The organism is Rugamonas apoptosis, from assembly GCF_014042355.1.
Classification (GTDB): domain Bacteria; phylum Pseudomonadota; class Gammaproteobacteria; order Burkholderiales; family Burkholderiaceae_D; genus Rugamonas; species Rugamonas apoptosis.
The window spans coordinates 528,063-550,794 of record NZ_JACEZU010000001.1 but is presented as its reverse complement, the minus strand read 5'-3'; the positions used below and the strand labels follow the sequence as shown (position 1 = coordinate 550,794).

Sequence of the window (22,732 nt, the reverse complement as noted above, 5' to 3'; positions counted from 1 at the left end):
TACACATCTTTATCCACAGAAAAAAGTTACTCTCGCATTTCCCACCGTTTTCCCACAGGCTTATCCACACGCAACAGCAGGGAGATGGCAAAGTCGCATCATTACACGCTTTATGCGATCCTTTCACCTCTCGCATCCTCACGAGCACTGACTTATCCTACGGTTTTCCCACCCTTATACCGCGGTTTTCCTCCGTTTTTGCCTACACTTCTCCACATATTTATCCACAGAGCAAAAACCAGCTTGTTTTGGACAAAAATACGGACGTAAAAAAAGCCGGGAAGTTATCCCGGCTTGTTCAGGTACTTGCCCACAGCTTTATCCACAAAGCTGTGTAGCGTAGGCTGCTATTTCTTGATTTTGACGGGGCGGGTCCAGCCTTCCACCGTCACCTGGCGGGCGCGTGAGACGGTCAGCTTGCCGGCCGGTGCATCCTTGGCCAGCGTGGTGCCGGCGCCCAGGGTGGCGCCTTTGCCCACCGTCACGGGAGCGATCAGTTGAGTGTCGCTGCCGATGAAGCAGTCGTCCTCGATCACGGTGCGGAACTTGTTGACGCCATCGTAATTGCAGGTGATGGTGCCGGCGCCGATGTTGACGCGCGATCCGACCGTGGCGTCGCCCACATAGGCCAAGTGATTGGCCTTGCTGTGCGCCGCGATCTGGCTGTTCTTGATCTCCACGAAGTTACCAACGTGAACATCCTGGCCCAGCTCCGTACCGGGACGCAGCCGCGCATAGGGGCCGATGATGGATGCTGCGCCCACCACCGCCTGCTCGATGTGGCAGAACGGCTTGATGGCGACGCCGGCGCCGATGCTGGCGTTGACCAGCACGCTGTGCGCGCCCACGGTCACGCCATCGGCCAATTCCACCTTGCCTTCGAACACGCAGCCGACGTCGATGGTGACGTCACGGCCGCAGATCAGCTCGCCGCGCACGTCGATGCGGGCGGGGTCGAGCAGGGTGACGCCCTGTTCCAGCAAGCGGTTGGCGATATTGCCCTGGTGGATGCGTTCGAGCTGGGCCAGTTGCACCTTGCTGTTGACGCCCGCCACTTCCCACTGCGCGCCGGGCTGGGCCGACACGACAGGCACGCCGTCGGCCACGGCCATGGCCACGATGTCGGTCAGGTAGTACTCGCCTTGGGCGTTATTGTTCTGCAAGGCGCCCAGCCACTGCTTGAGCTTGCCACCGGGCGCGACCATGATGCCGCTGTTGATTTCCTTGATGGCGCGTTCCGCTTCGGTGGCGTCCTTTTGCTCGACGATGCGTACGATGCGGCCTTCCTCGCGGATGATGCGGCCCAGGCCGAACGGGTCGTCCTGCTCCACCGTCAGGATGGCCAGCTTGTCGTTACCGGCCGCGTCCGCCAGCGCGCGCAGGGTGGCGGCGCTGGTCAGCGGCACGTCACCGTACAGGATCAGGGTGGGCTGGTCTTCGTCCAGCGCGGGCAAGGCTTGCATGACGGCATGGCCGGTGCCCAGTTGCGGTTCCTGCAGGGCGGTGGAAACCGGTTCGGTCTGTTTGGACAGCAGGTCCAGCACAGCCGCGCCGCCATGACCATAAATCACGCATAATTGATGGGGAGACAAGCTGCGCGCGGTATCGATCACGTGCGACAACATGGGCTTGCCGGCCACCGGGTGCAATACCTTGGGCAGGGCCGATTGCATGCGCTTGCCCATGCCGGCGGCGAGGATGACTACATTCATAGGCCGAAAACTCAGAAAGTTGAAAAGATGGAAAAGTTTAACATGCACGCCGCCGCGCTACGGCGCACGGCACGTCTTTTCCTGCTGGGTATCATGCTGCTGCTGGCCGCGTGCAGCTCGCTGCAACTGGCCTACAACCATGGCGACACGCTGCTCTACTGGTGGCTCGATGGCTATGTGGATCTCGAGAGCGACCAGAAACCCTGGGTCCGCCAGGATATCGACGAGTTTTTCCAGTGGCATCGCAAAACCGAGCTGCGCGACTATGCGCAAGTGCTGCAAACGGCGCGGCGCCAGTTACAGGGCACGCCCACGGAGGCGGACCTGCTGGGCGATTACGAGGATATCCGCGAGCGCACCCGATTGCTGCTGCTCAAGGCACTGCCCCAGCTGGCTGAACTGGCCCGCTCGCTGCGGCCTCAGCAGATCGCGCAAATAGAAAAGAAATTCGCCTCCAATAACGACACTTTCCGCCACAAGAACATGAAAGGCGACCGCGAGCACCAGCTCGCCTTCCGCTACGACAAGGCGATGGACCAGTTCGAGCTGTGGTTCGGCAATTTCAGCCGCGAACAGGAGGCGGCCATCCGGCAGGCGTCCGACGCCCGTCCGCTCGACAACGCATTGTGGCTGGACCAGCGCATGCGGCGCCAACGCGCCATCCTGGCGCTGCTGCGGCAAGTGCAGCGCGACAAGCTGGGCCAGGAAGCCACCATGACCCTGATCCGCACCCTGATCGACGACAGCTTCGCCCGCCGCGATCAAGGCGACCGCAAGGACTTTTTCGAGGTGTACGACCAGGACACGGCGCAACTGGTGCTGACCGTGATCCAGCTCGCCACGCCGGCCCAGAAAGCGCACGCACTCAAGCGCATGCAAGGCTGGATCGACGACTGCAACACGCTGGCGGCGCAAGCCCGTTGATGAGTACCAGCGCCAGCGCCAGCAAGGCCATATGCTATAGTGCCCGCTGTTGAATCAATGACTTAGCCACATGCACAAGAAGCCAGCCAAGCCCGCCAAGGTCCCGGTCCACGGTCCGAAACACAGCAACCAGGTCCGCATCATCGGCGGCGCATGGAAGCGCACGCCGCTGCCCGTGCTGGAAGCGCTGGGCCTGCGTCCGACCCCGGATCGGGTGCGCGAAACCGTGTTTAACTGGATCAACCACTTGCGGGACGGCCACTGGGCCAATGCCCAGGTGCTGGACCTGTTCGCCGGCAGCGGCGCGCTGGGATTCGAGGCGGCCAGCCGCGGCGCCCAGTCCGTCACCATGGTGGACAGCCACGCCCCCGTCGTGCGCCAGCTGGAAGTGATCAAGGACAAGCTCAAGGCCGACAACGTGCAATTGCTGCGCGCCGACGCGCTGGCCGTGGCGCAAGGCGCGCCCGCCCGTGGCCAGCGCTACGACCTGGTGTTCCTCGATCCGCCCTACCAGCAGGATTTCCTCAGCCGCTGCCTGCCCTTGTGCGCGAAACTGCTGAAGGAGGGCGGCCTGGTCTATGCCGAATCGGGCCTGTCGCTCGTCATGGAAGAGGGCGCCGAAGCGCCGGACTGGCTGGCGCCGTGGGAGGTCATCCGCGCCGACAAAGCCGGCATGGTGTACTTCCACTTGTTGAAGCTCAAGCCCGCCGCGGCCTGAACTGAAAGGCGCGCGCGACTAACCATCACGACGGCGGGAAAACCCCTACAAATCATGGCCCATGGCCTGCTATGGGGGCGATCGCCCGTTTTTGAGGCATAATGCGCGTTTATTGGTGCATCTGCAGGGAGTCGCAATGGTTGTAGCCGTTTATCCGGGAACTTTCGATCCGCTGACCCGTGGTCACGAAGACTTGGTGCGCCGCGCATCCGGTCTGTTCGACACGCTGGTGGTGGGTGTTGCCGACAGCAAGAACAAAAAGCCGTTCTTTTCGCTGGACGAGCGCCTGACCATCGCCAACGAAGTGCTGGGCCACTATCCCAACGTCAAGGTGCAAAGTTTTTCCGGATTGCTCAAGGATTTCGTGCGCGAGCATGATGCGCGCGTGATCGTGCGCGGCTTGCGGGCCGTGTCCGACTTCGAATACGAGTTCCAGATGGCGGGCATGAACCGCTACCTGCTGCCGGACGTCGAAACCCTGTTCCTGACTCCGTCCGACCAATACCAGTTCATTTCCGGCACCATCGTGCGGGAAATCGCCGTACTGGGCGGCGATGTCTCCAAGTTTGTGTTCCCGTCCGTCGACCGTTGGCTGCAGAAGAAAATCGCCGCCACCCGCGACGAGCAGGCTAGTTAGTCAGCAAGCAAGTAAGCGAGTTCTGTCATGGCATTAATGATTACCGACGAGTGCATCAATTGCGACGTATGCGAGCCCGAGTGCCCGAACGACGCGATTTCCATGGGCACCCTGATTTACGAGATCGACCCGGACAAATGCACGGAATGCGTGGGCCATTTCGATGAGCCCCAATGCAAGATCGTCTGCCCCGTCAATTGCATCCCCTTCAATCCCGCCTGGCGCGAGTCGGAAGAGCAACTGCGCGACAAGTTCGCGCGCCTGCAAGCCACCAAGGCTTGAGCTTCACCCGCGGACGCCCGTCCGCGTGCTGTCTCGCGTCCCGCCTTGGCGCCCCGCCTTGGCGTCCCGCCTTGGCGCTAGGGAACTTCCTCTAAAATAGCATGACCGTGCGGCTATTTGGCCGCATCATGCTTTCGCGCGCGCTTGCCGGTGGTATATTTCGAGCACGCCAACATTGCGCACTGGATGGGGGCGACCTAACACTTACCCCTGGAGACAGTATGACCAATCGCAGAACCACCCTGAAAAGCCTGCTGGCCGCCGCCATGCTGGCATCGAGCTTCAGCCTTCCCGCCGTGGCCGCCACGGAAGTAGCCGGCATCAAGTTTGACGACAACGTCACCCTGGCCGGCAAGGAGTTGAAACTGAACGGCGCCGGCTTGCGCACCAAGGTGATCTTCAAGGTGTATGCGCTGGGCTTGTACCTGCCGGAAAAGAAATCGACCGTGGCCGACATCCTGGCCCTGCAAGGCCCGCGCCGCGTGTCCATCGTGATGATGCGCGACCTGAGCTCGGAAGATTTCGGTGAAGCCTTCATGGCCGGCCTGAAAGCTAACTCGACGGATGCAGAACGCACCAAAGTCTTGTCGCAAACGATGAAATTCGGGGAAATTTTCGCCCAGATTCCTGCGCTGAAGAAGGGCGACGTGCTGGCGCTGGACTGGACGCCGGGCGAGGGCACGCAGTGCCAGCTGAACGGCAAGAAGCTCGGCGAGGCGCTGCCCGACCTGGCTTTCTATAACGCGGTGTTGCGGATCTGGCTGGGCGAGAAGCCTGTAGACAGCTCGCTCAAGCCCCATCTGCTGGGTGCGGCGAAGTAATTGCTGCGATGCGGCATCGGGCACTGCCCGTTGCCGCCCATCGCCAGCTTAGCCGCGTGCGGCCAGCGCGCGCAGTTCGGCCGCGTGGCTGGGCGAACCTTCCATCGAATTCAACATGCGGTTCAGCAGCATCGCGTCGCGCATCAGGCGGCGCTGCAAACGCTGTTCCTTGGTCAATTTTGGCTTAATCACCAGCTGCAACGCCCGAGCCACGCCCAACAGCAGTGGTTTGAACAGCAGCAGCAAGGCCAGCGCCGCGCCCAAGGCGGCGGTAATTTCAAGTGCGGCCATCAGGGAAAACTGCGGTGCGGTCGCGTGCACGAGGGAGATGAAGGTAGACATGATGTTCCGGTACATTTAGAATCTACCGTAACTATAGTGCAGCGCAACATATCCATCCAATTTCATTTCCCGATAACAATTATGCGGATGGTGAATAGGATGGGTTATAGTTGACGAGAAAATCATATTTCTGGATTTTCCCGCCATACTCTACACTTGCCTCCAATCAACTAACCGCTGGGCTGCCATGAGCTTTCTGACGCTGGACTTGAATTTGTTGCGCGTCTTCGACGCCGTGATGACGGAACAAAACCTGACTCGCGCCGCCGGGCATCTGGCCATGACCCAACCCGCCGTTTCCAACGCCATCAAGCGTCTGCGCGAAAGCCTGGGCGATGAATTGCTGATCCGCACGGCCTACGGCGTGAAGCCCACGCCGCGCGCCGAAACGCTGTGGCCGTCCGTGCGCAGCGCGTTGGCCAGCCTGGAAGCGGCCGTGGCGCCGGAAACGTTCGACGTTTCCAAGGCCCACGCCACGTTCCGCATGGCCATGGCCGACGCCACCGCCGCCTTCTGGCTGCCGTCGCTGATGCGTTCGATCGAGCGCGAAGCGCCCGGCGTGAATGTACGCATGATGCCGCTGACCACGCGCGAACCGCGGCCCATGCTGCTGCGTGGCGATATCGACCTGGCCGTCGGCTTCTTCCCCGGCGTGGCGGCCCAGTTGTCGAGCGATATCGGTTCCCCGATCCGCCATGAACGGCTGTATTCCGGTCATTACGTGTGCGTGATGCGGCGCGACCATCCGCTGGCCAAGAGCGAGCTGACGCTGGACAATTACTGCGCCGCCAACCACTTGCTGGTGAGTTTCTCGGGCCGGGCCCACGGCCTGGTGGACGAGGCGTTGGCCCAGTTGCAGCGCGAACGCCGCATTCTGTTGACGGTCAACCAGTTCTTCACGGCCGGCAAGGTGGTGGCCAATTCCGACCTGATCACCGTGCTGCCGCGCCACTTGATCGCGTCCACCGGCATGACGGACGCGCTGGTATCGAAAGATTTGCCGTTCACGCTGCCGGCCGTGCACCTGGACATGCTGTGGCACGAACGCGATGCCCGCAGCCCGGCCCATAAATGGTTGCGCCAGCACCTGGAAGGCATGAATGCCGTGGGCCAGCGCCTGGCGCCCGGCACCAGCCCTAAGAACGACACCTACTAAGCAGGTTCGGCCGGCCGCCCCGGCCAGCCAGCCAGCTTCTCAGTCTCTCAGCTAGCCAGCCTCTCAACCAGCCACCGGCCAAGCGGCCAGCCTGGCCTGGTAGCAGCCTAGGCTAGCCTAGCCGTGGCCGCTGGACCGGTAACCGACCCGGAAGCCGCCCCAGTGGCGGCCGTCCACGTAGATGGGCGCCGACAGATCGTGCATCACTTCCCCCGTATCCCGTTTGTACGTTTGCAGCAGGAAAGGCTTGGTGTTGGCGCCGCAGCGCTTGCCCGTGCGGTCGCTGAAGATGCGCTTGGTGCGGTTGTTGACCATATCGACGTCGTAATTGCCCGTCAGCGGCTGGGAAAACTTCTTGTTGTGGGTGGGGAAATATCCATTGTTATCCACAGCGCCCGCATAAGTGAGCTGGGGCAGGGCCCGCAGCACGGCTTCCTGCAACTCCGGCAAGGCCCGATCGGTGAAGGCATCGAAGCGGGTAGTGTGCTTGGGCGGATTGGTGTTCGGGATCGGCGTGTAGTGGCGGTCGAACAAGGCTTCGCGCGTGATCTGGCCGCTGGCGATGGCTTGCGAGAAAATCTTGCCCACTTCCTGCGCCGCCTGCTGGGCTGCGACGCGGATCGCGTCGTGCGAAGTTTCAATGGCCGTGTCGCCCAGCGCGCCCGTGATCACTTCGGCCCGCTCGGCCAGCGCCATGGCGGAACTGGCCGCCTTGGGCAGTTCCGCATCGGTGGACAACATGCTGTCGTGAATGCTGCGGATGGCGTCCGCGATATCGTGGGTGGTGGCCACCTGCTCGCGCGAGGCGCGCGCGATCTGGCCGATCTCATCCTCGGACACGCCCGATGAACGCTCAATATTGCCCAACAAGCCATGCACGGTTTCCACATTGCCGGCCGCCGCGCTCACGGCATCGGCCAGCGCGTGCATGCCGGCGGTGGCCCGTTCAGCCTGCTCATTAATTTCCCGCACCATGTGGCTGATTTCGTCAGTGGCTTCCTTGGTGCGCATGGCCAACTGGCGCACTTCGCCCGCCACCACGGCAAAACCGCGTCCATGCTCGCCGGCGCGGGCCGCTTCGATAGCGGCGTTCAGCGCCAGCAGGTTGGTGCGGGCGGAAATTTCGCTGATCGCTTCCGTGAAACCGTAAATGCGGCGGGAATTGGCTTGCAGGTTCGTCATCACGGTGGCGGCCGTCTGGGCGTCCTCGCGAGCGGCGCTGATGCGCTGCAAGCCCTGGTCCACTTCCTTGCGGCCCGTTTCCGTTTCCGCCCGCACCTGGGACGCCACTTTGGCGGCCCGTTCGGCGTTGGCGGCGATGCGTTCGATGGTGGCGACGTTGCGGCCGGAGCTGTCGGCGATACCGCTGGCCGTCTCGACGTCCTGCTCGATCTTCTTTTTGACGGAGTCGACGAAGTAGGAAGTTTCCGCCGCGCCGATCATGAGGGCGTCGATTTCCTCGCCCACCGTTTGCGCGAAGCGGTGCGCGCCGTCGTCATCGGCGTTGCGCCGGCCCAGGCTGACAATGAGCGCGCCGGCCAACGCGGCCGGCGCCGCGACCAGCAGCGGCGCGCCGCCGCCGAACGCCAGCGAACCCAGATAAGCCAGGCCGGTGCCGCCCGCCGTCGCGCCCAGCAGCCACGCTCCCTGGCGCACCATCGTGTGCTGCAAGAATTTCATGTGCCCTCCATCCGTTCATCACAGCGGCGCCCGGCGCCAGGTCAGGCGCCGTCCCGGACACGAATGCGTCCAATTCCCATGTGACAAACTGATTCCAAAATACAACAGAACTTAAACTAGCTCAATCGCTATTTGTGACTAGGGGCACGACGGTACGCTATTTGATGGGCAGCTTGGTAGTATTCTTTACCTCTTCCATGACGGCATAGGTATGCGTTTCGCGCACGCCTTTTTGCAGCAGCGTCTTGCCCAGGAATTCGCGGTAGGCAGCCATGTCCTTGACGCGGGCCTTGACCAGGTAGTCAAAGCCGCCAGCGACCATATGGCACTCCAACACTTCCGGAATCAATTGCACGCTCTGCTTGAAGGCATCGAACACTTCCGGCGTGGTGCGGTCGAGCACGACCTCGATGAAGACCAGCAGCGATACGTCCAGCAGTTGCGGATTGAGCTGGGCGGTATAGCCCATGATATAGCCCGATTCGTGCAACTTGCGCACCCGCTCCAGGCAGGCGGCCGGCGACAGGTTGACGCGGGCCGCCAGCTCGACGTTGCTGATGCGGCCGTCGCTCTGCAATTCCATCAGAATTTTCTTGCTGATCTTGTCCAGCATACTGCAATCTCCCCCTCAATTTTATTTGGTCAAATTGTCGCACCAAAAACTATCTATTGCTAGTCCCTTGCAATACCAGAATTAATCCAGAAGATTCCGCTTTACAATCAAATCATCAGCAGTTCATCGATTTGACGCCGATTGCGCCCGCCAGTCCACGAGCCTGCCGGGCGTTTTTTGCACGTGGACTCGTCAATAACTTCACCTACAAGAGTATTCCATGCACCCAGCCGCTACCCCGGTTTCCCCCCTTCCCTTCGCCGCGCTGCAAGCGGAAATCCTGCGCGACCCGACGCCGTTGCGCGCCGCCATCACGGGCGCCTACCGCCGCGACGAGGCGACGGCTGTGCAGTGGCTGTTGGGCCAGGTGCGTGCCAGCGACGACGCCACCAGCGCGCAGGTGCAGCAACTGGCGCACAAACTGGTGAGCGCGGTACGCGAAAAACGCACCCGCTCCTCGGGCGTGGATGCGTTGATGCATGAATTCTCGCTGTCGTCGGAAGAGGGCGTGGCGCTGATGTGTTTGGCTGAAGCGCTGCTGCGCATTCCCGACAGCGCCACGGCCGACCGCCTGATCGCGGACAAGATCAGCAAGGGCGACTGGCGCAAGCACCTGGGCGAATCGCCGTCGCTGTTCGTCAACGCCGCCACCTGGGGCCTGCTGATCACGGGCAAGCTGGTGACCACCAGCAGCGAGACGGGCCTCGGTTCGGCCATGACCAAGCTGATCGCCAAGGGCGGCGAACCGCTGATCCGCAAGGGCGTGGACCTGGCCATGCGCATGCTGGGCAACCAGTTCGTGACGGGCCAGACCATCGCCGAAGCCATCAAGAACGGCCGCGACAATGAAGCGCACGGCTACCGTTATTCCTACGACATGCTGGGCGAAGCGGCGCTGACCGAGACGGACGCGGCCAACTATTACGCTTCCTACGAAACGGCGATCCACGCCATCGGCAAGGCATCGAACGGCCGCGGCATCAAGGACGGCCCCGGCATTTCCGTCAAACTGTCGGCCCTGCATCCCCGTTACAGCCGCGCCCAACATGCGCGCGTGATGAACGAATTGCTGCCCCGTGTGAAACAACTGGTGCTGCTGGCCAAACACTACGACATCGGCCTGAACATCGACGCGGAAGAGGCGGACCGTCTCGAACTGTCGCTGGACTTGATGGAGGCCATGGCTTTCGATCCGGAACTGGCCGGCTTCGACGGCATCGGCTTCGTGGTGCAGGCATACCAGAAACGTTGCCCCTTCGTTATCAACTACCTGATCGACCTGGCCAAACGCAGCGGCCGCAAGTTCATGGTGCGCCTGGTCAAGGGCGCCTATTGGGATGCCGAAATCAAGCGCGCCCAAGTGGACGGCATGAGCGGCTATCCGGTCTACAGCCGCAAGGTATACACGGACGTGTCCTACCTCGTGTGCGCGCAGAAACTGCTGGGCGCCACCAGCGTCATTTATCCCCAGTTCGCCACCCACAACGCGCAAACCTTGTCCACCATCTACACTTGGGCCAAGCGCGACGGCGTGACTGACTACGAATTCCAGTGCCTGCATGGCATGGGCGAAACCCTGTATGACCAGGTGGTGGGCAAGGACAACCTGGACAAAGGCTGCCGCATCTACGCGCCGGTCGGCTCGCATGAAACGCTGCTGGCCTACCTGGTGCGCCGCCTGCTGGAAAACGGCGCCAATTCCTCGTTCGTGAACCAGATCGTCGACGCCAACGTGCCGATCGAGTCGCTGATCCAGGATCCGCTGCAACAGGCTCGGGTGCTGGGCGGTTCGCCCCATCCCGGCATCGCGCTGCCGCTCGCCATGTTCGGCGCCGAACGCCGGAACTCGGCCGGCATCGACTTGTCCAACGAAGACGTGCTGCGCGCGCTGGCCGATGCGCTGGCCACCCCGCGCAACTGGCATGCCACGCCCTTGCTGGACGGCCCCGTCAGCGTGGGCCAGCCATCGCAACCGGTGACCAATCCGGCCCTGCGCACGGACGTGGTGGGCCAGCTCGTTGAAGCGAGCGCGGCGGACGTGGAAACGGCGCTGGCCAGCGCCAGCCAGTACGCCATGGATTGGCAGACGACGGAACCAACGCTGCGCGCGGCAGCGCTGAACCGTGCCGCCGACCTGTTCGAAACCCATCAGCTGGAACTGATGACACTGGCGATCCGCGAAGCGGGCAAGTCGCTGCCGAACGCGATCGCGGAAATTCGTGAAGCGGTCGATTTCCTGCGCTACTACGCGGGCCAGGTGCAAGGCGCCGCCAACACGCTGGCGCTCGGTCCCGTGACCTGCATCAGCCCGTGGAACTTCCCGCTGGCCATTTTCACGGGCCAGGTGGGCGCGGCGCTGGCCGCCGGCAACGTGGTGCTGGCCAAGCCGGCCGAGCAGACGCCGCTGATCGCTTACCGCGCCGTGGAATTGCTGCACGAAGCGGGTATTCCGCGTGGCGCGCTGCAATTCCTGCCGGGCCGCGGCGAAGTGGTGGGCGCCGGGCTGTGCAATGACGAGCGCGTCAAGGGCGTGATCTTCACCGGCTCGACGGAAGTGGCGCAACTGATCAACCGCACACTGGCGCGCCGCGCCGTGGACGAAGGCACGGATATTCCCCTGATCGCGGAAACGGGTGGCCAGAATGCCATGATCGTCGATTCGTCGGCGCTGCCGGAACAAGTGGTGCAGGACGCCATTTCATCCGCGTTCGACAGCGCCGGCCAGCGTTGCTCGGCGCTGCGTGTGTTGTTCCTGCAAGAAGATATCGCCGACAAGACCATCAACATGCTGAAAGGCGCCATGCTGGAATTGAAAGTCGGCAATCCCGACCGGCTGGCGACGGACATCGGCCCCGTGATCGATGCGGAAGCGCAGCAAAATCTGCTGGGCCACATCAACCGCCTCAAGCAGACGGCCGTCAGCCATTTCGCGCTGGAACTGCCGGCCAACGTGGCCGGCACTTTCGTGCCGCCGACCGTGATGGAAATCCGCTCGCTGAGCGAACTGAAGCAGGAAGTGTTCGGCCCCGTACTGCACGTGATCCGCTACAAGCGCGCCGACCTGCCCAAGCTGGTGGAACAGATCAACGCCAGCGGCTACGGCTTGACGCTGGGCGTCCATTCGCGCATCGATGAAACCATTGAATTCATCAGCGCGCGCGCGCACGTGGGCAATATCTACGTCAACCGCAACATCGTGGGCGCCGTGGTCGGTGTGCAACCGTTCGGCGGTGAAGGAAAATCGGGCACCGGCCCGAAAGCGGGCGGCCCTTTGTACTTGAAACGCCTGCAGCGGGGCGCCGCCATCGTGGCCCAGCATGGCCACCAGGGTTCGGCGGCACTGGACGACTTGACCTCCTGGGCCAAGAAACAAGGCAAGGACCAGTTGGCCGAGATGGCGGAACAATACAGCCGCACGACCATGCTGGGCAGCACCACCGTCCTGCCTGGTCCCACGGGTGAACGCAATACGCTGACTTTCGTGGGCCGTGGCGCCATCGTGTGCGCCGCGTCGACCCCCGCCTGCCTGCTGAACCAGTTGGCCGCCACGCTGGCGACGGGCAATACCGCCCTGATGAGCACGGAAACGGCCTTGTTGCTGCCGGCCGACTTGCCGGCGGCGGTGATGGGACGTATCCAGACGAGCGCGGCGTTGGACAAACTCGATAGCGCGTTCCAGGTTGCTTTGGTGGAATCGTCGCTCGTCAACGCGCTGCGCCCGCAATTGGCGGCCCGTGACGGGGCGCTGGTGGCCCTGATCGATACCAACGAAGATGGCGCCATCCCACTGTGGCGTCTGCTCGCCGAGCGCGCGCTGTGCGTCAATACGACTGCCGCTGGGGGCAACGCCAGCCTGATGACCCTGGAAGCATAAAAAAAGCGGCCTGACGGCCGCCTCTCTCTCTCCGATTGGGGGACGTAACACAATTGATCCCAATTGTGTTACGTCCCCATTTTTTATTCGGTGCGGCAGAAACGCTGAAGAATGTCGAAGGCGTAGGGGGAGGCGACGGTTTTGACAAAATGCATGAAGTCGGTGGCGGCGTCTTCATTGGCTTTGTCGGAGATGGTGCGGATCACGGCAAACGGAATGCCCAGCTCGAAACACACTTGCGCCACGGCGGCGCCTTCCATTTCCACCGCCAGCAATGCGGGCAACGCCGCTTTCAATTGCGTAACCTGGCCCCGCTTGCCGATGAACTGGTCGCCGCTGGCGATCAAACCCCGGTGCAGCCGCGCCGCATCCAGCATGAACGCTTGCGCCGTTTCCGGACCGATCACGCGGTCCAGGCCGTGATCGATGAACTGCCGGGCAGCGCCAGCCATCCGCTCGCTCAGTTTCACGTCCGTTTCGAAGTGGGACAGGCCCGTCAGCGGGATCTGGTAACGCGGAAATAGCGGACTGGCATCGAAATCATGCTGAATCAGCGATTCGGCCACCACAATGTCCCCGACATTGACGTCAGGATCGGCACTTCCAGCCACGCCCGTGAACACAATGTGGGTAACTTCGAACTTTTCCACAAGGATTGCGGCTGTCATGGCCGCTGCAACCTTGCCTATACGCGATAGAACGCACACAGCGTCGATTTCCCACAACTTCCCCGCCGTGTACTCCCGCATACCGTGCATGAGCTTGTAGGGCCCTTCCATGGCTTCTATCAGCCCGTGCTGTTCTTCAGCCAAAGCACTGATGATGCCTAAACGCATAGTTTTCTGTGAATTCATCTTCCTGGGGGCGGTTTTTCAGGGTGGACAACTTCTGTTTTTTCCACCGCAGGCTGTTGCTTGGTGTTTTATATAAAGATGTATATATAAACCTGATAGTAGATAGTAAACCAGCACTTTTCTGTGGATAAGCTGGTAAACCATAACAAAATCATGGTCTTAGCGTGCAGAAAACTGGCTGCACAAGCATTGTATCTAGCGCGGATGAATTTGGGATAAAAAAATTCGTGTGCACAAGTCGCGTGTTTTCCCACATCTCGTCCTGTGGATATGCAGGCGCTTATCCACAACACAGAGGCAGCAACAACGCGTTTAGAGCCGTTTCTTGTCCAGCTTTGCCATTCTGGATGCAGAGCAGGTGCTTGTAATACGGTCTTCCAGGAGCGCGGTTAACGAATTTTTTTTGAGCGACCGGCGGCTTTTGCGTTTTAGTTGTTTACAAAAGTTTTATATCAAAATAGTAGTAGTAGTAAACGTGCAAATTCCTGTGGATAAGTCGGTTAACGGCTTAAAAATCATCCATTTACGGCGTAGATAAGGTCTTGCATAATCGTTGTATCAGTTCAGGAGCAAATCTGTATAAAATGACGGCCTCTGGACAAAGTTGTCCTTACGCACAAGTCGTCCTGTGGATATCCAGTTGGTTATCAACAGGCGAATCGACGTTTTGGCCCGGTTTTTCAGCTTTTCCCTTCCTTACAGCCAGCAAAACGGCTTTTTCTATCCAAAATCGCAACTTTCAATGTTGAGCGTCTTCACCGCTGAGGCGTTGCCTTGCTTTCAGGCGGTCGAGTAACCTGGACACGAGGCGGTCACCAGGAACATCGTTTTCAGGCCACGGCATGCGAACGTGGCGCGACGTCGTCTGTGGTCCGTTGACTTCAATGTTTTGCAGATGTGTAGCACTTAGATGTGTGGCACTTCATTGATGGCTTGCCAACTTGCGCTGAACCTGGCGAAGCGGGCAGCGCGTGCGCCAGTGCCGTGAACCCATCCCCGATTTTTCTTCGCGTCGCGTTGGCTTTGGTTTACTGTAAAGACATATATAAAAATAATAGTAGTTGTTAACGTAGACATGTTTCTGTGGATAAGTCCGTAATTTGAATTAGAATCAAGCGTTTGCGCGATGCATAAGCAGGCGCGTAAACCTTGTATGAGCGGGGAACTGTTTTGGGATAAAAAAACGGCTGCCGACTTTTGATTTGTTTACTCACATTTGGCGCCTGTGGATATCCAGAGACTTATCCACACAAAAAAACGGCGTTTTTTGCCGGTTTTTTGTGCATGAACTGCCACGGGACGATGTTTCAGGAGGAAATGCATGGATTTACAGTCAATTTTTCCACACCCCATCATTCAGGGGCCTACGGCTGGCGGCAACAATACACCTGCCCAGGTGGCGGCCGTCTCGAACGCTGGCGCGCTGGGTTCGCTGGCCGGTTCGTTGTTGTCACCCGACACCTTGCGGACCCAGGTCGCACAGATTCGCAGCCTGACGGATCGCCCTTTCTGTCTTAATTTCTTTGTTTTGCAGACCCCGACGCCCGATGCGGCCGACGTGGCAGCCGGCGTCGCCATGCTGGAACCCGTTTGGTCGGCCCTGGGTTGGTCCGAATTGCCGAAACCCGCCAAGTGGTGCGAGGATTTCGCGGCCCAGTTTGAAACGCTGATCGAGTTGAAACCAGCCGTCGCCAGTTTCACGTTCGGCATCCTGAGCGCTGAGCAGATTTCACGCCTGCATGCGGCGGGTATTGCCGTGATCGGCACCATCACGACCGTGGACGAGGCGCTGGCCTGGCAGGAACGGGGCGCCGACGCCGTGATCGCTTCGGGCGTGGAGTCGGGTGGCCATCGCGGCACTTTCCTCGGTCCACAAACGGAGGCGACGCTAACCACTTTCGAGTTGCTGCCGCAAGTGGTGGCGGCCGTACGGATACCCGTGATCGCGGCGGGCGGCATCATGGACGGCGCCGACATCAAGCGGGCACTGACGGCGGGCGCGCAGGCGGTGCAAATGGGCACGGCGTTTCTCGTCACGGACGAATCGGCCATCCATCCCGCCTACAAACAGCGTTTGTTGACGGCTGGCGACCATCCAACCCGGCTCACGCGTAGTTTCTCCGGCCGTTACGCGCGCGGTTTGGACAACCGCTTCATGCAGATGATGGCGGCTGTGGAGCAACAAGTGCCACCATACCCCGTGCAAAACGCGTTGACCGGCAGTATCCGGGCGGAAGCGGCCAAGCGGGGCGATACGGAATTCATGTCCCTGTGGTGCGGCACGGGTGTGGCGCGTGCCCGCCCCATGCCGGTCGCGCAACTGATCCAGACTTTGCTGGCGGAAATCGCCGCGGCTTGAACACGCGTTACAGCCGAAACTTTATCGTGGAGGAACGGCATTGGAATCAGCGGGAGAGTACGACTACATCATCGTGGGTGCCGGTTCGGCCGGTTGCGTACTGGCCAACCGGCTCAGCCGTGACAAAGATGCCCAGGTGTTGCTGATCGAGGCGGGCGGCAAGGATGATTATGTGTGGATCCATATTCCCGTTGGCTATCTGCATTGCATCGGCAATCCGCGCACGGACTGGCTGTACCGTACGGAAGCCGATGCTGGCCTGGGTGGGCGCAGCCTGATTTATCCGCGTGGCAAAGTGCTGGGCGGCAGTTCTTCCATCAACGGCATGATTTATATGCGTGGCCAGGCGGGCGATTACGACCGTTGGGCCGCGTTGACGGACGATCCGAGCTGGCGCTGGGATGCCGTGCTGCCCTTGTTCAAGCAAAGCGAGGATTACCACGGCGGCGCGTCGGCTGTGCATGGCGCCGGTGGCGAGTGGCGGGTGGAAAAGCAGCGTTTATCCTGGAAGATCCTGGATGCTTTCCGCGCCGCGGCCGCACAGACCGGCATCGCCAGCGTGGATGATTTCAACGGTGGCGACAATGCCGGTTGCGGTTATTTCGACGTCAACCAGAGGCGTGGGATACGGTGGAATGCCTCCAAGGCCTTCCTGCGGCCGGTGGCCGAGCGGCCCAACTTGACCATCATGACGGGGTGTCACGTGGAACGCTTGCTGATCGAGCAGGGCGAACAAGGCCCTGTTTGCCGTGGCGTGCAATTCACGGGCGGCGGCACGGCCTGGAGCGCGCGTGCCCGGCGGGAAACGCTGCTGACGGCCGGCGCCATCGGCTCGCCCCAGATCCTGCAGTTGTCCGGCATCGGACCGGCGGCATTGCTGCAGGCGCATGGCATTGTGCCCGTGGTTGACTTGGCCGGCGTGGGCGAGAATTTGCAGGATCATTTGCAGTTGCGCATGGTGTACAAGGTGAAGGGGGCGAAAACCCTCAACACCATGGCCAGCACCTGGTACGGCAAGATGAAAATCGGACTGGAATATGCGCTGCGTCAAAGCGGCCCCATGTCGATGGCGCCATCGCAACTGGGCGCGTTCGCCAAATCCGATCCCGGCCTGGCCACGCCGGACCTGGAATACCACGTCCAGCCTCTATCGCTGGAGAAATTCGGTGAACCCTTGCACCCGTTCCCCGCTTTCACGGCCAGTGTTTGCCAGTTGCGGCCCACGTCGCGTGGCCAGGTGCGCATCGTGTCGGCCGATTCCCATGTTGCGCCGGCCATCGCGCCCCATTATCTGAGCACGGCCGAGGACCGCAGGACAGCGGCCGCCGCGCTGGCTTTGACGCGCCGCATCGTGGCCGCGCCCGCCTTGCAGGCCTACGCGCCGGAGGAATTCAAGCCGGGGCCGGGTTTTCGTACCGAGGAGGAGTTGGCGCAGGCCGCAGGCGCCATCGGCACCACGATCTTCCATCCCGTCGGCACCTGCAAGATGGGGCGGGCCGACGACGCGACGGCCGTGGTCGATCACACGTTGCGCGTGATCGGCGTGCGAGGCTTGCGTGTGGTAGATGCGGCAATCATGCCGAATATTACTTCCGGAAATACCAACTCTCCCACTATGATGATCGCGGAGAAAGCAGCCGGACTGATCCATGCCGCCTGGAAAGCCCGGTAACAGAATGGCGTTTCTTTAAAGATTTTTGCCGCACATTTGCTAGGCATGGATCAAAAATCACTGGTATTTATACTGTATTGTTAGCGAAATTGTTAGTGTGTATGATTTAGAAAAAATTTGTAGTTTGCAAAGAATAACTAGGAGACAGAATGTCCAGCGTTATCTTGGAAACAAAGAATTTGACCAAGGAATTCAAGGGGTTCACGGCCGTCAATGATGTGAATTTGAAGGTCCAGCGCGGCCACATTCACGCGCTGATCGGCCCCAATGGCGCAGGCAAGACCACTTGCTTCAACCTGCTCACCAAATTCCTGGTCCCCACCTCCGGCCAGATCCTGTTCAACGGCAAGGACATCACGGCCGACAAGCCAGCCCAGATCGCCCGCATGGGCGTGATCCGTTCCTTCCAGATTTCCGCTGTCTTTCCCCACCTGACCGTGCTGCAGAATGTGCGCATCGGTTTGCAGCGCCAGCTGGGCACCAGCTTCAATTTCTGGCAAAGCGAACGCACGCTATCCAAGCTCAATGCACGCGCCATGGAATTGCTGGCGGAAGTGGATTTGACGGAATTCGCCGACACCGTCACGGTCGACATGCCGTACGGCCGCAAACGGGCGCTGGAAATCGCCACCACCCTGGCGATGGAACCGGAATTGATGTTGCTCGATGAACCGACCCAGGGCATGGGCCACGAGGACGTGCACCGGGTCACGGAACTGATCAAGAAAGTGTCGGTGGGCCGCACCATCCTCATGGTCGAACACAACATGAAAGTGGTGTCCGGCATCTGCGACAAGATCTCCGTCCTGCAGCGCGGCGCCATGCTGGCCGAGGGCAGTTATGCGGAAGTATCAAACAATCCCCAGGTGATGGAAGCGTACATGGGCACGGAAGCGGCCGTGCTGGAAGGAGCGCACTGATGACGGCCGCTCTGGAAATATCCAACCTGCAAGCCTGGTATGGCGAATCGCATATCCTGCACAACGTGGACTTGAAGGTGCAGCCGGGCGAAGTGGTCACCCTGCTGGGCCGCAACGGCGCCGGCCGCACCACGACCATGCGCGCCATCATGGGACTGACGGGGGCGCGCAAGGGCTCGATCAAGGTCAACGGGGTGGAAGCGATCGGTTTGCCGACCCATAAAGTGGCGCACCTGGGCGTCGGTTATTGCCCCGAGGAGCGCGGTATTTTCTCGTCGCTGTCGACGGAGGAAAACCTGATGCTGCCGCCGCACCTGGCCACGGGCCAGCAGGGCATGTCGGTGGCGGAAATTTATGCCATGTTCCCCAACCTGGAGGAACGCAAGCATAGCCAGGGCACACGTTTGTCGGGCGGCGAACAGCAGATGCTGGCCGTGGCCCGCATCCTGCGCACGGGCGCGCGGCTGTTGTTGCTGGATGAAATTTCCGAAGGCCTGGCGCCCGTCATCGTGCAGGGCCTGGCCCGCATGATCACCACGCTCAAGGCCAAGGGCTACACCATCGTCATGGTGGAACAGAATTTCCGCTTCGCCGCGCCGCTGGCGGACCGGTTTTATGTGATGGAACACGGGCAGATCGTGGAAACCTTTGTTGCGTCTGAATTGAGCGCCAAGATGCCGGTGTTGACCGAGCTGCTGGGCGTGTAATGCCGTTGTATCGCTGACTGACAAGTTGTTTCAAAACGACCATGGCCAGGCGTCACCACGACGCCTGGGCATTTTGAAATGACTTCTAACAATACCAATCCTGAACGGAGACATTATGAAACTCAAGACCATCGCCATCGCCGCCACCGCCGTCTGCGCCCTGGGCCTGTCCTATGCCGCGCAAGCCCAGGTCTCTGGCGACACCATCAAGATCGGTTTCATCACCGACATGTCCGGCCTGTATTCCGACATCGACGGGCCCGGCGGTGCTGAAGCGATCAAGATGGCGATCGCCGATGCGGGCGTGGTCATCGCCGGCAAGAAGGTTGAGTTTATTTCCGCGGACCACCAGAACAAGGCTGACATCGCCGCCTCCAAGGCGCGCGAATGGTTCGACCAGCAAGGTGTGGACTTGCTGGTAGGCGGCACCAACTCCGGCGCCAACCTGGCCATGGCCAAGGTGGCGGCCGAGAAGAAGCGCGTGTTCATCTCGATCGGCGCTGGCTCGGCCCGTTTGACGAACGAGGAATGCACGCCCTACACTGTGCACTACGCCTACGACACGGTGGCGCTGGCGCGCGGCACGGGGGGCGCCATCGTCAAGCAGGGCGGCAAAAACTGGTACTTCCTGACGGCCGACTATGCCTTCGGCCAGTCGCTGGAAAAAGACACGGCCGAGGTGGTCAAGGCCAACGGCGGCAAGGTGCTGGGCAGCGCCAAGCACCCGCTGTCGGCGTCGGACTTCTCGTCCTTCCTGCTGCAGGCGCAATCGTCCGGTGCGCAGATCCTGGGCCTGGCCAACGCCGGTGGCGACGCCATCAACTCGATCAAGGCCGCCAACGAATTCGGCATCACCAAGAAGATGAAGCTGGCCGGCTTGCTGATGTTCATCAACGACGTCCACTCGCTGGGCCTGAACCTGACCCAGAATATGTACCTGACCGACAGCTGGTACTGGGACCTGAACCCCGAAACCCGTGCCTGGGCCAAGCGCTACTTCGACAAGATGAAGAAGGAACCGTCGAGCCTGCAGGCGGCCGACTATTCGGCCGTGAGCACCTACCTGAAGGCCGTCAAGGCTGGCGGCACGGATGACGCCGACAAGGTGATGGCACGCCTGAAATCGACCAAGATCAACGACATGTACACCAAGACCGGCGAGATCCGTCCCGACGGCCGCATGGTGCACGATATGTATTTGATGGAAGTGAAGAAGCCGGGCGAGTCCAAATATCCATGGGACTACTACAAGGTGGCCGCCGTGGTACCGGGTGCCCAGGCTTACGTGACCAAGGCCGAAACCAAGTGTTCGCTGTGGAAATAAGCTGACGGGAAGGGCGCCGCCATGCGCGGCGCCGCCCGCGTAGTGCTCGTAGTGCTGGATGCCGCCGGCCCGATGCCGGCGGCGTGTTCCCTGTTCACCCTCACCGCGCGCGGTGCTACTTGACTGTGATCTCATGGATATATTCGGCGTTCCTCTGCCCGCGATGCTGAGCCAGTTGTTGTTGGGGCTGGTCAACGGTTCGTTCTACGCCATGCTGTCGCTGGGCCTGGCGGTCATCTTCGGTTTGCTGAACGTGATTAATTTTTCCCACGGCGCGCTGTACATGATGGGCGCCTTCCTGGCCTGGATGGGCATGGCTTACCTGGGCTTGAACTACTGGGTGATGCTGGTGCTGGCGCCGGTGCTGGTGGGGGTGTTCGGCATCGTGGTCGAGAAGACCATGCTGCGCTGGCTGTACAAGCTGGACCACCTGTACGGCCTGCTGTTGACGTTTGGCATCACGCTGATGGTGGAAGGCGTGTTCCGCTCGGTCTACGGCGTGTCCGGCCAGCCGTTCGAGGTGCCGGCACTGCTGGCCGGCGCCACCGACCTGGGCTTCATGGTGCTGCCCAATTACCGCGCCTGGGTGGTGGTGGCTTCGCTGGCCGTCTGCCTGGCGACCTGGTTTGTGATCGAAAAAACCAAGCTCGGTTCCTACCTGCGGGCCGGCACGGAAAACCCGAAACTGGTGGAAGCGTTCGGCGTCAATGTGCCGCTGATGGTGACCATGACCTATGGCTTCGGCGTGGCGCTGGCGGGCTTTGCCGGGGTGCTGGCGGCGCCCATCATCCAGGTGTCGCCGCTGATGGGCTCCAACCTCATTATCGTCGTGTTCGCCGTTGTGGTGATCGGCGGCATGGGTTCCATCATGGGGTCCATCCTCACCGGCCTGGGACTGGGCGTGATCGAGGGCCTGACGCGGGTGTTCTACCCGGAAGGCTCGGCCACGGTGGTGTTCGTGGTGATGATCATCGTGCTGCTGTTGCGTCCCGCCGGCCTGTTCGGCAAAGAAAAATAAAGAGGTCACCATGAACAAGAATACAGGCTACGCAATCGCGTTCGCTATCGCCCTGGCCGCGCCGTTCATCGGCTATCCGGTGTTCCTGATGAAGCTGCTGTGCTTCTCGCTGTTCGCGTGCGCCTTCAACCTGCTGATCGGCTTCACGGGCTTGCTGTCGTTCGGCCACGCGGCCTTCTTCGGCGCGGCCGGCTACGTGGCCGGCAACGCGCTCAAGGTATGGGGCTTGCCGGTCGAGCTGGGCTTGCTGGCGGGGGCGGGCGCGGCGGCCGTCATCGGACTGGTGATGGGGGCGCTGGCGATACGCCGCCAGGGGATCTACTTCTCGATGATCACGCTGGCGCTGGCGCAGATGGTCTATTTCGCCTGCCTGCGGGCCGGCGAGTTGACGGGCGGCGAGGATGGCTTGCAGGGCGTTCCACGTGGAAAACTGCTGGGCATGCTCAACCTGGGCAATGACTTCGTGCTGTATTACGTGGTGCTGGCCATCGCCGTGGGCGGTTTCGCGCTGATCGTGCGCACCGTGCATTCGCCGTTCGGGCAGGTGCTCAAGGCCATCAAGGAAAACGAGCCGCGCGCCATTTCGCTCGGCTACGACGTGGACAGGTACAAGCTGCTGGCGTTCGTGCTGTCGGCCACGCTGGCCGGGCTGGCGGGCGCCACCAACACGCTGGTGCAGGGCTTTGAGACGCTCACTGACGTGCACTGGAGCATGTCGGGCCTGGTGATCCTGATGACGCTGGTAGGGGGCATGGGCACGCTCGCCGGCCCCATCCTGGGCGCCATGATCATCATCGCGCTGGAGAACAAGCTGGGCGACCTGGGCGGCTTCCTGGCCGGCCATACGGGCATCGAGTGGTTCAACCAGCTGGGTGAGGCCGTGAGCATGGTGACGGGCCTGATTTTCGTGGCCTGCGTGCTGTTGTTCCGGCGCGGCATCGTCGGGGAATTCGTGGCCCGTTTCGGGGGCAACGGCGGCGGCAAGCACGCCTGACGTCGCGACCGGCGCCGGACTTCCTGTCCGGCGCTTTTTCTTGCAATATTGTCTTTGTATCTAGCATTTGGCCTGGATGGGGCAGACTCGTCCCAGACGTTGTCGATCGTGCCTGGTTGGGCCGG

At 61.2% G+C, this 22,732-nt stretch carries 19 protein-coding genes; 14 read left to right on the top strand and 5 right to left on the bottom strand.

The features are described 5' to 3' along the window. Window positions 1–347 precede the first annotated feature (347 nt). On the bottom strand, window positions 348–1,712 hold the full coding sequence (gene glmU / locus H3H39_RS02470; protein ID WP_182151660.1) for a bifunctional UDP-N-acetylglucosamine diphosphorylase/glucosamine-1-phosphate N-acetyltransferase GlmU: 1,365 nt from the start codon (window positions 1,710–1,712) through the stop codon (window positions 348–350). Window positions 1,713–1,739: 27 nt separating this feature from the next. Between glmU and H3H39_RS02465 the strand changes: the two genes are divergently transcribed. From H3H39_RS02465 to H3H39_RS02445, 5 genes are all read left to right on the top strand, one after another. Further along, complete coding sequence (locus H3H39_RS02465; protein ID WP_229217825.1) at window positions 1,740–2,636, top strand: DUF6279 family lipoprotein; 897 nt, start codon at window positions 1,740–1,742, stop codon at window positions 2,634–2,636. A 70-nt stretch (window positions 2,637–2,706) separates the two neighbouring features. Next, window positions 2,707–3,354, top strand: a complete 648-nt coding sequence (gene rsmD / locus H3H39_RS02460; protein WP_182151659.1) for a 16S rRNA (guanine(966)-N(2))-methyltransferase RsmD — start codon at window positions 2,707–2,709, stop codon at window positions 3,352–3,354. A 136-nt stretch (window positions 3,355–3,490) separates the two neighbouring features. After that, window positions 3,491–3,991, top strand: a complete 501-nt coding sequence (gene coaD / locus H3H39_RS02455) for a pantetheine-phosphate adenylyltransferase (RefSeq protein ID WP_182151658.1) — start codon at window positions 3,491–3,493, stop codon at window positions 3,989–3,991. Between the two features lie 27 nt (window positions 3,992–4,018). Next, window positions 4,019–4,273 carry a YfhL family 4Fe-4S dicluster ferredoxin gene (locus H3H39_RS02450; RefSeq protein ID WP_182151657.1) on the top strand — a complete coding sequence of 85 codons (255 nt, stop codon included), beginning with the start codon at window positions 4,019–4,021 and terminating at the stop codon, window positions 4,271–4,273. 221 nt (window positions 4,274–4,494) lie between these two features. Beyond that, window positions 4,495–5,094, top strand: coding sequence for a chalcone isomerase family protein (locus tag H3H39_RS02445; protein ID WP_182151656.1), 600 nt, complete (start codon window positions 4,495–4,497; stop codon window positions 5,092–5,094). Between the two features lie 48 nt (window positions 5,095–5,142). Here H3H39_RS02445 and H3H39_RS02440 read toward each other — a convergent pair whose 3' ends face one another. After that, window positions 5,143–5,436, bottom strand: coding sequence for a hypothetical protein (locus H3H39_RS02440; RefSeq protein WP_229217824.1), 294 nt, complete (start codon window positions 5,434–5,436; stop codon window positions 5,143–5,145). Window positions 5,437–5,623: 187 nt separating this feature from the next. Between H3H39_RS02440 and H3H39_RS02435 the strand changes: the two genes are divergently transcribed. Beyond that, window positions 5,624–6,592: a LysR family transcriptional regulator gene (locus H3H39_RS02435; RefSeq protein WP_182151654.1), complete on the top strand. Its 969-nt coding sequence runs from the start codon at window positions 5,624–5,626 to the stop codon at window positions 6,590–6,592. Window positions 6,593–6,709: 117 nt separating this feature from the next. Here H3H39_RS02435 and H3H39_RS02430 read toward each other — a convergent pair whose 3' ends face one another. Both H3H39_RS02430 and H3H39_RS02425 read right to left on the bottom strand, forming a co-directional pair. After that, window positions 6,710–8,272: a methyl-accepting chemotaxis protein gene (locus tag H3H39_RS02430; protein WP_182151653.1), complete on the bottom strand. Its 1,563-nt coding sequence runs from the start codon at window positions 8,270–8,272 to the stop codon at window positions 6,710–6,712. 157 nt (window positions 8,273–8,429) lie between these two features. After that, the gene (locus tag H3H39_RS02425) at window positions 8,430–8,885 is read right to left on the bottom strand and encodes an Lrp/AsnC ligand binding domain-containing protein (RefSeq protein WP_182151652.1); all 456 of its coding nucleotides are present in this window, start codon (window positions 8,883–8,885) and stop codon (window positions 8,430–8,432) included. Window positions 8,886–9,105: 220 nt separating this feature from the next. Here H3H39_RS02425 and putA point away from each other — a divergent pair, with 220 nt between their 5' ends. After that, window positions 9,106–12,759, top strand: a complete 3,654-nt coding sequence (gene putA / locus H3H39_RS02420; protein WP_182151651.1) for a trifunctional transcriptional regulator/proline dehydrogenase/L-glutamate gamma-semialdehyde dehydrogenase — start codon at window positions 9,106–9,108, stop codon at window positions 12,757–12,759. 83 nt (window positions 12,760–12,842) lie between these two features. Here the strand turns inward: putA and H3H39_RS02415 are convergent, their stop codons facing one another. Continuing rightward, the gene (locus tag H3H39_RS02415; RefSeq protein WP_182151650.1) at window positions 12,843–13,595 is read right to left on the bottom strand and encodes a 5'-methylthioadenosine/adenosylhomocysteine nucleosidase; all 753 of its coding nucleotides are present in this window, start codon (window positions 13,593–13,595) and stop codon (window positions 12,843–12,845) included. Window positions 13,596–14,934: 1,339 nt separating this feature from the next. On the opposite strand from H3H39_RS02415, the gene H3H39_RS02410 reads away from it, so the two are divergent. The 7 genes from H3H39_RS02410 to H3H39_RS02380 all read left to right on the top strand — a co-directional run bounded on the left by H3H39_RS02410 (window position 14,935) and on the right by H3H39_RS02380 (window position 22,607). After that, on the top strand, window positions 14,935–15,972 hold the full coding sequence (locus H3H39_RS02410; protein WP_182151649.1) for an NAD(P)H-dependent flavin oxidoreductase: 1,038 nt from the start codon (window positions 14,935–14,937) through the stop codon (window positions 15,970–15,972). Between the two features lie 40 nt (window positions 15,973–16,012). Beyond that, window positions 16,013–17,644, top strand: coding sequence for a GMC family oxidoreductase (locus tag H3H39_RS02405; protein ID WP_182151648.1), 1,632 nt, complete (start codon window positions 16,013–16,015; stop codon window positions 17,642–17,644). Between the two features lie 149 nt (window positions 17,645–17,793). After that, window positions 17,794–18,564, top strand: a complete 771-nt coding sequence (locus H3H39_RS02400) for an ABC transporter ATP-binding protein (protein WP_182151647.1) — start codon at window positions 17,794–17,796, stop codon at window positions 18,562–18,564. Then, window positions 18,564–19,271: an ABC transporter ATP-binding protein gene (locus H3H39_RS02395; RefSeq protein ID WP_182151646.1), complete on the top strand. Its 708-nt coding sequence runs from the start codon at window positions 18,564–18,566 to the stop codon at window positions 19,269–19,271. The genes H3H39_RS02400 and H3H39_RS02395 overlap by 1 nt, the downstream gene beginning before the upstream one ends. A gap of 115 nt (window positions 19,272–19,386) precedes the next feature. Next, window positions 19,387–20,595 (top strand): ABC transporter substrate-binding protein, encoded by a 1,209-nt coding sequence (locus H3H39_RS02390; protein WP_182151645.1) that lies wholly within the window; start codon window positions 19,387–19,389, stop codon window positions 20,593–20,595. A 133-nt stretch (window positions 20,596–20,728) separates the two neighbouring features. Continuing rightward, window positions 20,729–21,613, top strand: coding sequence for a branched-chain amino acid ABC transporter permease (locus H3H39_RS02385; RefSeq protein ID WP_182151644.1), 885 nt, complete (start codon window positions 20,729–20,731; stop codon window positions 21,611–21,613). Between the two features lie 10 nt (window positions 21,614–21,623). Then, window positions 21,624–22,607 carry a branched-chain amino acid ABC transporter permease gene (locus tag H3H39_RS02380; RefSeq protein WP_182151643.1) on the top strand — a complete coding sequence of 328 codons (984 nt, stop codon included), beginning with the start codon at window positions 21,624–21,626 and terminating at the stop codon, window positions 22,605–22,607. Window positions 22,608–22,732: the final 125 nt, after the last annotated feature.

What these genes read in the sequence shown, in the direction of transcription:
- glmU (WP_182151660.1), bottom strand. Translation starts at nt 1,712, where the DNA reads ATGAATGTAGTCATCCTCGCCGCCGGCATGGGCAAGCGCATGCAATCG.
- H3H39_RS02410 (WP_182151649.1), top strand. Translation starts at nt 14,935, where the DNA reads ATGGATTTACAGTCAATTTTTCCACACCCCATCATTCAGGGGCCTACG.
- H3H39_RS02430 (WP_182151653.1), bottom strand. Translation starts at nt 8,272, where the DNA reads ATGAAATTCTTGCAGCACACGATGGTGCGCCAGGGAGCGTGGCTGCTG.
- H3H39_RS02445 (WP_182151656.1), top strand. Translation starts at nt 4,495, where the DNA reads ATGACCAATCGCAGAACCACCCTGAAAAGCCTGCTGGCCGCCGCCATG.
- H3H39_RS02385 (WP_182151644.1), top strand. Translation starts at nt 20,729, where the DNA reads ATGGATATATTCGGCGTTCCTCTGCCCGCGATGCTGAGCCAGTTGTTG.
- H3H39_RS02380 (WP_182151643.1), top strand. Translation starts at nt 21,624, where the DNA reads ATGAACAAGAATACAGGCTACGCAATCGCGTTCGCTATCGCCCTGGCC.
- H3H39_RS02400 (WP_182151647.1), top strand. Translation starts at nt 17,794, where the DNA reads ATGTCCAGCGTTATCTTGGAAACAAAGAATTTGACCAAGGAATTCAAG.
- putA (WP_182151651.1), top strand. Translation starts at nt 9,106, where the DNA reads ATGCACCCAGCCGCTACCCCGGTTTCCCCCCTTCCCTTCGCCGCGCTG.
- coaD (WP_182151658.1), top strand. Translation starts at nt 3,491, where the DNA reads ATGGTTGTAGCCGTTTATCCGGGAACTTTCGATCCGCTGACCCGTGGT.
- H3H39_RS02390 (WP_182151645.1), top strand. Translation starts at nt 19,387, where the DNA reads ATGAAACTCAAGACCATCGCCATCGCCGCCACCGCCGTCTGCGCCCTG.
- H3H39_RS02465 (WP_229217825.1), top strand. Translation starts at nt 1,740, where the DNA reads ATGGAAAAGTTTAACATGCACGCCGCCGCGCTACGGCGCACGGCACGT.
- H3H39_RS02440 (WP_229217824.1), bottom strand. Translation starts at nt 5,436, where the DNA reads ATGTCTACCTTCATCTCCCTCGTGCACGCGACCGCACCGCAGTTTTCC.
- H3H39_RS02435 (WP_182151654.1), top strand. Translation starts at nt 5,624, where the DNA reads ATGAGCTTTCTGACGCTGGACTTGAATTTGTTGCGCGTCTTCGACGCC.
- H3H39_RS02425 (WP_182151652.1), bottom strand. Translation starts at nt 8,885, where the DNA reads ATGCTGGACAAGATCAGCAAGAAAATTCTGATGGAATTGCAGAGCGAC.
- H3H39_RS02415 (WP_182151650.1), bottom strand. Translation starts at nt 13,595, where the DNA reads ATGCGTTTAGGCATCATCAGTGCTTTGGCTGAAGAACAGCACGGGCTG.
- H3H39_RS02395 (WP_182151646.1), top strand. Translation starts at nt 18,564, where the DNA reads ATGACGGCCGCTCTGGAAATATCCAACCTGCAAGCCTGGTATGGCGAA.
- H3H39_RS02450 (WP_182151657.1), top strand. Translation starts at nt 4,019, where the DNA reads ATGGCATTAATGATTACCGACGAGTGCATCAATTGCGACGTATGCGAG.
- rsmD (WP_182151659.1), top strand. Translation starts at nt 2,707, where the DNA reads ATGCACAAGAAGCCAGCCAAGCCCGCCAAGGTCCCGGTCCACGGTCCG.